Source organism: Novosphingobium sp. AP12, from assembly GCF_000281975.1.
In the GTDB taxonomy this organism is placed as follows: Bacteria; Pseudomonadota; Alphaproteobacteria; order Sphingomonadales; family Sphingomonadaceae; genus Novosphingobium.
In genome coordinates, this window is record NZ_AKKE01000111.1 from 1 (window position 1) to 9,366 (window position 9,366).

11 protein-coding genes and 1 pseudogene are annotated in these 9,366 nt (G+C 67.3%); 4 read left to right on the forward strand and 8 right to left on the reverse strand.

The window, feature by feature from the left end; all coding sequences use genetic code 11:
* A pseudogene (locus PMI02_RS15445) lies at positions 1 to 256 on the reverse strand (polyprenyl synthetase family protein); the annotation flags it as partial.
* Positions 257 to 363: 107 nt separating this feature from the next.
* Between PMI02_RS15445 and PMI02_RS15450 the strand changes: the two are divergent.
* Positions 364 to 678, forward strand: a complete 315-nt coding sequence (locus tag PMI02_RS15450; RefSeq protein WP_036504108.1) for a chorismate mutase — start codon at positions 364 to 366, stop codon at positions 676 to 678.
* Between the two features lie 40 nt (positions 679 to 718).
* Here PMI02_RS15450 and PMI02_RS15455 read toward each other — a convergent pair whose 3' ends face one another.
* The 4 genes from PMI02_RS15455 to PMI02_RS15470 form a co-directional block, all read right to left on the reverse strand.
* On the reverse strand, positions 719 to 922 hold the full coding sequence (locus tag PMI02_RS15455) for a hypothetical protein (protein WP_007684481.1): 204 nt from the start codon (positions 920 to 922) through the stop codon (positions 719 to 721).
* A 104-nt stretch (positions 923 to 1,026) separates the two neighbouring features.
* The gene (locus tag PMI02_RS15460) at positions 1,027 to 2,343 is read right to left on the reverse strand and encodes a sensor histidine kinase KdpD (RefSeq protein WP_238539087.1); all 1,317 of its coding nucleotides are present in this window, start codon (positions 2,341 to 2,343) and stop codon (positions 1,027 to 1,029) included.
* A 64-nt stretch (positions 2,344 to 2,407) separates the two neighbouring features.
* Positions 2,408 to 3,085, reverse strand: coding sequence for a response regulator transcription factor (locus PMI02_RS15465; RefSeq protein WP_007684487.1), 678 nt, complete (start codon positions 3,083 to 3,085; stop codon positions 2,408 to 2,410).
* Positions 3,086 to 3,187: 102 nt separating this feature from the next.
* Positions 3,188 to 3,493 carry a PepSY domain-containing protein gene (locus PMI02_RS15470; protein ID WP_007684488.1) on the reverse strand — a complete coding sequence of 102 codons (306 nt, stop codon included), beginning with the start codon at positions 3,491 to 3,493 and terminating at the stop codon, positions 3,188 to 3,190.
* A gap of 130 nt (positions 3,494 to 3,623) precedes the next feature.
* On the opposite strand from PMI02_RS15470, the gene PMI02_RS15475 reads away from it, so the two are divergent.
* Complete coding sequence (locus PMI02_RS15475) at positions 3,624 to 5,402, forward strand: ABC-F family ATP-binding cassette domain-containing protein (RefSeq protein ID WP_007684489.1); 1,779 nt, start codon at positions 3,624 to 3,626, stop codon at positions 5,400 to 5,402.
* 37 nt (positions 5,403 to 5,439) lie between these two features.
* On the opposite strand, the gene PMI02_RS15480 is transcribed toward PMI02_RS15475, so the two are convergent.
* The gene (locus tag PMI02_RS15480) at positions 5,440 to 5,964 is read right to left on the reverse strand and encodes a DUF6456 domain-containing protein (RefSeq protein WP_007684490.1); all 525 of its coding nucleotides are present in this window, start codon (positions 5,962 to 5,964) and stop codon (positions 5,440 to 5,442) included.
* Positions 5,965 to 6,057: 93 nt separating this feature from the next.
* On the opposite strand from PMI02_RS15480, the gene PMI02_RS15485 reads away from it, so the two are divergent.
* The gene (locus PMI02_RS15485; protein ID WP_007684492.1) at positions 6,058 to 6,630 is read left to right on the forward strand and encodes a helix-turn-helix domain-containing protein; all 573 of its coding nucleotides are present in this window, start codon (positions 6,058 to 6,060) and stop codon (positions 6,628 to 6,630) included.
* Between the two features lie 30 nt (positions 6,631 to 6,660).
* Complete coding sequence (locus tag PMI02_RS15490; RefSeq protein ID WP_007684493.1) at positions 6,661 to 7,896, forward strand: glycosyltransferase; 1,236 nt, start codon at positions 6,661 to 6,663, stop codon at positions 7,894 to 7,896.
* A gap of 4 nt (positions 7,897 to 7,900) precedes the next feature.
* Here the strand turns inward: PMI02_RS15490 and PMI02_RS15495 are convergent, their stop codons facing one another.
* Positions 7,901 to 8,563, reverse strand: a complete 663-nt coding sequence (locus PMI02_RS15495) for a COQ9 family protein (protein WP_007684494.1) — start codon at positions 8,561 to 8,563, stop codon at positions 7,901 to 7,903.
* Entirely contained in the window at positions 8,563 to 9,204 is a 642-nt protein-coding gene (locus PMI02_RS15500; RefSeq protein WP_007684495.1) for an ankyrin repeat domain-containing protein, read from the reverse strand. Before PMI02_RS15500 ends, PMI02_RS15495 begins: the two co-directional genes overlap by 1 nt.
* Positions 9,205 to 9,366: the final 162 nt, after the last annotated feature.

Below are 9,366 nucleotides of genomic sequence, written 5' to 3' on the forward strand. Positions count from 1 at the left end.
CCCCCCCCAGCCGGTGGTGGCGGTTGCCTTGATACCCGCACAGCTCTGCCGCGGCGACCATCAGCATCGGGCGCATGCGCTTGCCGCCACCCGAGATGAGGTGACCGGCCAGCGCCGGGATCAGCGGAATTTCGCTCTGCATGCGGTCGAGAATGACCGCGTTGACGCTGTTCATACCGGCAGCGGTAAGCGCCAGCATGGGAGCAAGGGAAGGCTGGGGCCTGCGGGAACGCAGGGCGACGACATCTGCACTCATCGGCCCGCGTTTGGGGGCAAGCCGCTTGCAACGCAAGAGCAATTGCCACGAAGCGTTGGATCGAGCCGACTGGAAGAGGCCGCGCAGCCGTGCTAGCGGGCGGGCCCATGACCCAGCCCACTTCTGCTCAGACCCCGGCATCCGATCCCGTGCTCGCCGGTTTCCGCGCGAGCATCGACAACATCGACGCAGCCCTGATCCACATGCTCGCCGAGCGCTTCCGGATCACCAAGGCCGTGGGCGAGTACAAGGCGAAAACCAGCCTCCCCGCCTCCGATCCGGGCCGCGAGGAGCGCCAGATCGCCCGCCTGCGCGCGCTGGCGGAAGACGCCCACCTCGATCCCGACTTCGGCGAGAAGTTCATCCGCTTCATCATCGACGAAGTGATCCGCCACCACGAACGGGCGAAGAACGAGGCGTAGGCGGTTTCCTCCCCGGACACGCCCGGGGAGGCTCGGGAGTTCACTCCTCCACGAAGTCCTGCAGGCGCGCCATGAGCGTCTGGATGCGGGTGGCTGCCTCGGTGAAGGTCTTCACGTCCTCGCGGTTGCCGTTGCCGCGCGCTTCCTTGGCGGATTCGAGATAGCCTTCCAGGTCGACCTCGAGCGCGTCGACGAGCATTTCGATCTCGTCCGAGGTCAGGGGGACGTTGATGGGCTTGGACATGGAAACTCCTGGGTGTGCAAAGCGCCGCAAATGAGCATGATCGGCGCGGACGGCAACCGCGTGATATGCGGTTACCCCCGAATTGGTGTCGTCCCGGCTTAGCCTCAAGCGGCTATGCGCGGCAACCTCAGCTTGACCAGCAGGCCGCCCAGGTCCTCGCTTTCGTCGAGCTGGACGGTGCCTCCGTAGATTTCGACCACATCGCGCACGATGGCAAGACCGAGGCCGGTGCCGGGCTTGCCGGTGTCGAGCCGGGCGCCGCGATCGAAGATGCGGATGCGCTCGGCCTCGGGAATTCCTAGCCCGTCGTCCTCGATCCAGATTTCGCAGAAACGCGGGTCCGAACCGGCATCGACGGTCACGAAGACGCTGCCGCCGCCGTACTTGGCCGAGTTCTCGATCAGGTTGCCGAGGATTTCCTCGAGGTCCTGCTTCTCGACCGCGACGGTCACCTCGCGGTTACCGTCGAGGTCGAAGCGGGCCTGCGGGTAGAGCCGCTCGACCGCCCGCAGCACCGCCTCGAGGCTTGGCCAGACCTCGGCGCGCGACATGCCCACGGCGCGGCGCCCGACCGCCCTCGCCCGGGCGAGATGGTGGTCGACCTGCCGGCGCATCACCGCCGCCTCGCGGATGACGGTGTCGGCAAGGTCGGGCGCCTTGGCGGTCGCGGCGTTCATCACGACGGTCAGCGGGGTCTTCAGCGCATGGGCGAGATTGCCGGCATGCGTCCGCGCCTCCTCCGCCTGCCGCTCGGTGTGGGCGAGCAGCATGTTGAGTTCGTCGACCAGCGGCTCGACCTCGCGCGGCAGCGGATCGGTGACGCGCGAGGCGCCGGTCGTCCGCAGCTTCTGGATGGCGCGGCGGACGTGGCGCAGCGGGAACAGGCCGTACCAGGTCTGCATTCCCGCCATCAGCAACAGGCCGACGCCCAACGCGATGAAGCTGTAGACGAGGATCGAGCGGATCATCTTGATCTGGTCGTTGAGATCGCGGCGGCTGGCGGCGACCGTGAACATCCAGTGCGCGTTGCTGCCCGGCAGGATGATCGAGCGTTCGAGCACGCGCAGCGGCTCACCCGCAAACTGGTCGCTGTCGTAGATATGAGGCTGGGCGTCGAAATGGCCTTCGGGCACGTCCAGGCTACGGTCCCACAGCGAGCGCGAAGGCCAGTCCTCGTGCCCCTTGGCGCGAATCTGGTAATAGAGGCCGGAATTGGGCTCGAGGAACCGCTGGTCCCCCAGAGGGCGGATGAAGAACACCTCGCCGTCCGGGCCGATCTCGGCTGAGCCGATCATGCCTGTCAGCACGTAGCCGAGTTGCTCGTCGAAATTGCGCGTGACGATGCCGGTGACGGTATGGTCGAGCGCAAGCCCTCCCGCGAGCAGGAGGAACGATATCCATCCCGCCGCGATCAGCATCATGCGCCGCGCCAGCGAGCCGGTCGAAGCCGGCCGGGCCGCCGGCGCGTTCACGGAGGTGGCGGGCTCAGCCGCGGCCGGGTTCGGCGGGATCGTCGAGACTGTAGCCAAGGCCGCGGATCGTCGTGATGACATCGGCACCCAGCTTCTTGCGGATGCGCGTGACGAAGACCTCGATCGTGTTCGAATCGCGGTCGAAATCCTGATCGTAGATATGCTCGATCAGTTCGGTGCGGCTGACCACCTTGCCCTTGTGGTGCATGAGGTAGGACAGCAGCTTGTACTCCTGCGCGGTCAGCTTGACCGGCTCACCGGCCAGCGTGACGCGGCCCGAGCGAGTATCGAGACGAACGCCGCCGGCGGTCAGTTCGCTGGACGTATTGCCCGAGGCACGCCGGATCAGCGCGCGCAGGCGTGCGATCAGTTCCTCGGTCTGGAAGGGCTTGGCGAGATAGTCGTCGGCGCCGGCATCGAGCCCGGCGACCTTGTCGGACCAGCTGTCGCGGGCGGTGAGCACGAGCACGGGAAACGTGCGGCCCTCGCGGCGCCACATGCCGAGCACGGTCAGCCCGTCGATCTCAGGCAGGCCAAGGTCGAGGATCACAGCGTCATAATCTTCGGTCGAGCCGAGGAAGTGCCCATCCTCGCCATCAGTGGAGAGATCCACGGCATAGCCGTTCTGCTCCAGAGTGGTCTTGAGCTGGTTGCCCAGGGTGGGCTCATCCTCGACGATCAGGATGCGCAATTTAAGGTCCTCCCTATATGAACCAGGCTGAAATGGGGCGAAAGCCTGCGGGGGTCAAGCAATGGAAACCCCCGAGGTTCCCGGAGAGCGGCGGGTTGAACCTTATCGGCTTTGACCGATGATGCGCCCGGTCCGGGCATCGACGTCGACGAAATAGACTTTGCCGTTCTGGATGAACTTCAGCCGGTAAGCCATTGCCGCGGGGTCGTAATCCGGGCCGAGGTACTGCTTTCCCGCCATCCGGGGCAAGACGATCTGCTCGATCTGGCGGATAGACAGGATGTTGCCCGCCCTGTGTTCCTTGCGCGCCTCGCCCTGGTCGCCGCCGTTCTCGGCATGGGCGGGCAAGCTGATCGTCAGGACGGGAAGCACTGCCAGAGCGGCGAGCGGAAGGGAAAACCATTTCATCACGGTATCGGTGCCTAATTCCGAAGCGTTGAACAAGTCCTGAATGTGGCGGGAAGCCGGCGGAAAGGTTCGGCTCTCCGAATGGCCAAGCCGCTTGCCCTTACCCCTCCCCCGCCTGTAGGGCGCGCCCATGGCACTAGCACCAATTCTCAGCTGGGAGGGCCTCGGCCTCATCCAGGGCAACGGCTGGCTCTTCCAGGACCTCGACATCAACATCGGACCGCGCGACCGGCTGGCCCTGATCGGGCGCAACGGCGCGGGCAAGACGACGCTGCTCAAGCTCATCGCCGGCACGGTCGATGCCGACAAGGGCACGCGCTCGGTCCAGCCGGGGACCCGCGTGGTGACGCTGGAGCAGGACCCGTTCTTCACCGGCTACGACACCCTGCTCGACTTCGCGATCCACGAGCCGGGTGCACCGCCGCGCCACGAGGTCGAATCGATCGCCGACCAGCTCGGCATCGACCTGTCGCGCGACGCCAGCAGCGCATCGGGCGGTGAACGCCGCCGGGCCGCGCTCTGCCGTGCCCTCGCTTCCGAACCTGACCTGCTGCTGCTCGACGAGCCGACCAACCATCTCGACCTCGCCGCGATCGACTGGCTGGAATCCTGGCTCCAGCGCTACAACGGCGCCTTCGTGGTCATCAGCCACGACCGCACCTTCCTGACCCGGCTGACCAACGCGACGTTGTGGCTCGACCGAGGCGGGATGCGCCGCAAGGACATCGGCTTCGGCGGCTACGAGGCGTGGGAAAACGAAGTCTACGCCGAGGAGGAGCGCGCCGCGCAGAAGCTCGACGCCAAGCTCAAGATCGAGGCGCACTGGCTCGAACGCGGTGTCACCGCCCGCCGCAAGCGCAACCAGGGCCGCCTCGCCAAGCTGTGGGAGATGCGGGCGGAGCGTGCCTCGATGATGGGCCCGCAAGGGTCCGCCAAGCTCGCCGTGGTGGCGGACGACAGCAAGACCAAGTCGGTCATCGTTGCCGAGCACGTCACCAAGCGCTTCGGAGACCGCACCGTCATCAAGGACTTCAACCTGCGCATCCAGCGCGGCGACCGCATCGGCCTGGTCGGTGCCAACGGCTCCGGCAAGACCACGCTGCTCAAGATCCTGACCGGCGAGATGCAGCCCGACGAAGGGCAGATCAAGCTGGCCGCCACGCTCGACGCCACCGTGATCGACCAGCAGCGCAGCCGGATGAGCCCCGAACTGCGCATCCGCGACGTGCTGGCGGAAGGCGGCGACTGGATCGACGTCGTCGGCGTGAGGAAGCACATCCAGGGCTATCTCAAGGACTTCCTGTTCGACCCCAATCTTGTCGAGGCCAAGGTCGGCACGCTGTCCGGCGGCGAGCGTTCGCGCCTGCTGTTCGCCCGTGAATTCGCGAAGACCTCGAACCTGCTGGTGCTCGACGAGCCCACCAACGACCTCGACCTCGAAACGCTCGACCTGCTGCAGGAAGTCATCGCCGACTACCAGGGCACCGTCCTGATCGTCAGCCACGACCGCGACTTCCTCGACCGCACCGTCAACGTCACGCTCGGCCTCGACGGGTCGGGGCACATCGACGTGATCGCGGGCGGCTATGCCGACTGGGAGGCCAAGCGCCGCGAACGCACCGCGGGCTCGGCCAAGAAAAAGGCCGAAGCCGCCCCGCCGCCGCCGATGCCCGCGAAGAAGGCCAAGCTCTCGTACAAGGACCAGCGCGATTACGAGCTGCTCCCCAAGCGCATCGAGGAACTCGAAGCCGCGATCGTCCGCGACGAGAAGGCGCTGTCCGACCCCGCGCTCTATACCCGCGATCCGGCGAAGTTCGCCGCCCTGACCGGCGCCATCGCCAAGTCCCGCGCCGACAAGGACGCGGCCGAGGAGCGCTGGCTGGAACTTGCCGAACAGGTCGAGGGCTGATCCCCTTCGCGCGCAAGGCGACACAGGTTTACACGGTTTACACTGTCCTGGAGGAAGGCACCGGCCCTTCCTCCGCGCCCGGTATCCGGTAGGACTGCGCCACCCGGTCGAGTGCGAGGCCGAGCACGAGCTTGCCGCTGCGCACCGGCCAGCCGAGCGCCTTTTCCGCCATCGGCAACGCTTCTCCCGCGCAGGCGACGCGCCACAGCACGTCGGAAAGGCCGGGTCCCGCTGCCTCGATCGCGCCGTCGAAGCGGGCGCGCGCAGCCAGCTGGCGCTCACCCGGGGTCAGCCCCGCATTGCCGCCGCCCGATACGCGCACCGGGTCCCACCGCATGGTGACGCCCGGGGCGAGCTGGGCGCGCTCCCAGTCGGCGCGAAGCTGCTCGCCTGCTGCGAACTGAAGGTCGGTCAGGTGGCCGCGCGAATGGAGCCAGGTTAGCGGCGATTCAGCGAGATTCACGCTCACGCTGCGGACCCTTCGCGCCGCGCCCGGACCGCGCGGCCGCCCGCGCGCAGGGCCCGCTTCGGTCAGCTCACGCTCCACAAGTACCTGCTTCATTGCGTTCCTCCTTTTGATGGGACTGCGTGGAGGCTTGCCAAACAGGCGTACTTGTAGGAAAGCGCAAAAACCAGATCGGTTCGGGAGCCAACCATGATCAACCGCATTCGCGACATCCGCTTGCAGAAAGGCCTGACGCTGGCCGACGTCGCAGCCGCCTGCAATCCGGCGACGACCGCGCAGACCATCGGCCGCCTCGAGACCGGAATGCGCAATCTCTCGCTGATCTGGATGAACCGGATTGCCGCCGCGCTCGGCGTCGAGCCCGAAACCCTGCTGCGCAGCGAAGGCAACGAGCCCGCCATGCTCGTCGCCACGCTGGGCGACCGCGGACCGGAAGCTCTGCGCAAGCCGATCGAGGCGGTGCTCCCCAACGCGCTTTCCGCCGAACAGCCCTGGGTCGTGCTCGCGGTCGAAACGTCTGGCGGCGAATACCGCATGGGCGACCAGGTCTGGCTGCGCCAGTTCTCGCCACAGGAGGCCCCGCGCCTGATGAACCGCGACGTGCTCGTGGCGCACGGCGCCGGGCATTTCGCTTTCGGCCGCCTTATCGATGCCCCTGGGGAAGCCGTCGGGCTCCTGCCTCCGACCACCGGCCAAGGCCAGGTCAAGGTGGAACAACCCGCATGGCTGGCTGTTGCGGAAATGCTGGTCCGGAAACTCTGAGGACCTGAAACTCCAAGGCGGGGGCGCCCTTTGCACATCCTCTCGATCGCGACGCTGTTTCCGAACCCGGTTAAACCGTCGTTCGGCGTCTTCGTCGGCAACCAGATGCGGGCCGTGGTCGCACGGGGAGAGGTGCAGCTGACGATGGTCAGCCCGATCGGCGTGCCGCTGTGGCCGCTGTCGATGCGCGAGCCTTATTCGCGGCTGAAAGCGATCCCAGAGGTCAGCGACGTGGTGGGCCTGTGCGTCCACTACCCCAAGTTCACTCTGTTCCCGAAAGTGGGCGGCGACACGAACCCCGGGCGCATCGCCCATGCCGTCCTCCCGCTGGTGCGCCGTCTCCACGCCGAAAAGCCGTTCGATCTCGTCGATGCGCAGTTCTTCTTCCCCGACGGCCCTGCCGCCGCGATCATCGCGCGCGAACTGGGCCTGCCGCTGACCATCAAGTCACGCGGGGCGGACATCCACTTCTGGGGCCAGCGCCCCCGCGCGCTCGAGCAGATGCGCGAGGCGGCCAATCAGGCGGCGGGCCTCCTCGCCGTCAGCGAGGCGCTGCGCGAGGACATGATCGCGCTGGGCATGCCCGCCGATCGCATCCAGATCCACTACACCGGGCTCGACCGGGAGAAGTTCCACCCGATCGAGCGCGGCGCCGCGCGTGCGCTGGTTTCCGCCATGCCTAACCTGCAGATCTGGTCGGAGGGCCCGCTGCTGGTGACGCCCGGCGCGCTGATCCCGCGCAAGGGCCAGGGGCTGGTGATCGAAGCGCTGACCCGCCTGCCCGAAGCGCGCCTGGCGCTGGCCGGCGCGGGCGAGGACGAGGCTCGGCTCAAAGCCATGGCGAAGCGCCTCGGCGTCGAGGACCGGGTCCATTTCCTTGGCCTGATCGACCACGAACTGCTGCCCCACGTCATGTGTGCCGCCGACGTGCTGGTTCTGCCCTCGGCGAGCGAAGGGCTCGCCAACGTGTGGATCGAGGGACTGGCCTGCGGCACGCCCATCGTCATTCCCGACATCGGCGGGGCGCGCGAGATCGTCAGCGACGAGAGCGCGGGCCGCATTGCCGCCCGCACGCCCGAGGCGATCGCATCGGCGGTCGAGGACATCCTCGCGGCCCCGCCCAGCCAGGCCGATGTCGCCGAACACGTCAGCCGTTTCAGCTGGGGCGTGAACGCCGAGAACATCGTCCACTTCTGGAAAAACGTGCTCGGCGGCCCGAAGGAAGACCACGGGCCGGAGCAGATGCTGGAAGTCGGCCGGCCTTGAGAGGTCAGCGAGCGGGGTAGCGCAGGCGCCCAAGCAAACGGCTCATGCTGAAACGCTCGTCGGGCGTGCGCAGGAGCTGCGCCTTGGCCTTCTCGAAGCGCATGATGCCGTCGATCCGGCGATCGAGGAAGGCGCTCGTCTCGGCCTTGCCCTCGGTCTTGTCGCGCGCGAAGACGTGGAGCGTGGCAGCGTAGATACCGCCCAGGATCGCCCGCTTGGTGTAGTGATTGTAGTCCGTCGCGGTGTCCCCTGCGAGGCGCCACATGGCGTCCGCGCTGCGCCAGCCGAGCTTCGTCGAGGCGGCGAGGTTCTGCGGCATCGCCATGATCGAAAGCGCGCGCGTCAGCGCCTCCTCGCGGCCGGCGACGGCATCGAGGCGCGCCCAGACCAGGCGGCGGATACGCTCGCGGATCTTCATGTTCGACAGCGCCTCGCCCCCGACGTCCTGCGTCATCGTGGCGTCGACATGGTCGATCCACGCCGAAACCATCGCCATCGGTCCGTCGCGGAAGGCGAAGGCGGCAAGCGCGGGGTCGGTGCCGGTGGCTGCGGCCGCCTGCTCGACCGCCTGCGCGGTCCAGCCGTCGAACACCGCGGCATCGGCGATGGCCGGGGCCAGCAGGCGGCGCAGATCGTCCAGCGTCGCGGCATCGGCGGGAGCGCTCATCAGAACGTCGGCCCGTAGACCGGCTTGGCCGCCTTGAGGTTCTTCTTCGCGTAAGTGTCGATGGTCGTGCTGAGATTCTGGCCGCCGCCTTCGATCTTCGCGTAATCGCGCGCGCTGCGGCCGGAATTGTCGGCGCGGTCGGGATTGGCGCCCGCTTCCAGCAGCGCCTTCATCATGTTCGCGTCCTTGCGGTGGACCGCGAAGATCAGCGGCGTCTCGCCCGCGTCGTTCGAGGGATCGGGCGATGCCTTCTGCTCCAGCAGCAGCGTCGCGCCCTCGCGCCAGCCCAGGTTCACCGCGAGTTCCAGCGGCGTGCGGCCCCGGTCGTCGGCGGCGTTGACGTTGGCGCCCTTGGCGATGAGGTAGGTGAGCCAAGTCAGGTCGCGCCGGGCGGTGACGATGAGCAGCGCGGTCTCGCCGGTGGTCACGTCCTTGGAATTGATGATCTGCGACGATGCCATGACCGCCTTCTCGACCTTGTCGCCGTCTTTCTTCTTCACGGCCTCGAGGAACTTGTATCCTTCCGAGAAATCGGCCCGGGCGGGGCTGGCGATGAGGAGTCCGAGCGCCAGCGCCCGGACGGCCGTTTTCATGATCCTGCGCGAGATGGCCACCACGCGGCGGATCGAGATATTCAACACGTCAACTTCCTCCAAGCACACAGGTCTTTTGCGCGGTCCCGCCACCCGCGCCTTGCATGGGAGCGCTTAGCAGGTCATGAACCGGCGCGCCATGACCTACCTCTTCCGCCGGATCGCTCCCCTAGCCCTCGCCCTGGTGGCTGGCCTGCCGCTCCCCCCCTG

Bases quoted from the DNA above. Each gene is read 5' to 3' on its own strand.
- PMI02_RS15450 (WP_036504108.1), top strand. From the start codon at position 364: ATGACCCAGCCCACTTCTGCTCAGACCCCGGCATCCGATCCCGTGCTC.
- PMI02_RS15455 (WP_007684481.1), bottom strand. From the start codon at position 922: ATGTCCAAGCCCATCAACGTCCCCCTGACCTCGGACGAGATCGAAATG.
- PMI02_RS15460 (WP_238539087.1), bottom strand. From the start codon at position 2,343: ATGATGCTGATCGCGGCGGGATGGATATCGTTCCTCCTGCTCGCGGGA.
- PMI02_RS15470 (WP_007684488.1), bottom strand. From the start codon at position 3,493: ATGAAATGGTTTTCCCTTCCGCTCGCCGCTCTGGCAGTGCTTCCCGTC.
- PMI02_RS15475 (WP_007684489.1), top strand. From the start codon at position 3,624: ATGGCACTAGCACCAATTCTCAGCTGGGAGGGCCTCGGCCTCATCCAG.
- PMI02_RS15480 (WP_007684490.1), bottom strand. From the start codon at position 5,964: ATGAAGCAGGTACTTGTGGAGCGTGAGCTGACCGAAGCGGGCCCTGCG.
- PMI02_RS15485 (WP_007684492.1), top strand. From the start codon at position 6,058: ATGATCAACCGCATTCGCGACATCCGCTTGCAGAAAGGCCTGACGCTG.
- PMI02_RS15495 (WP_007684494.1), bottom strand. From the start codon at position 8,563: ATGAGCGCTCCCGCCGATGCCGCGACGCTGGACGATCTGCGCCGCCTG.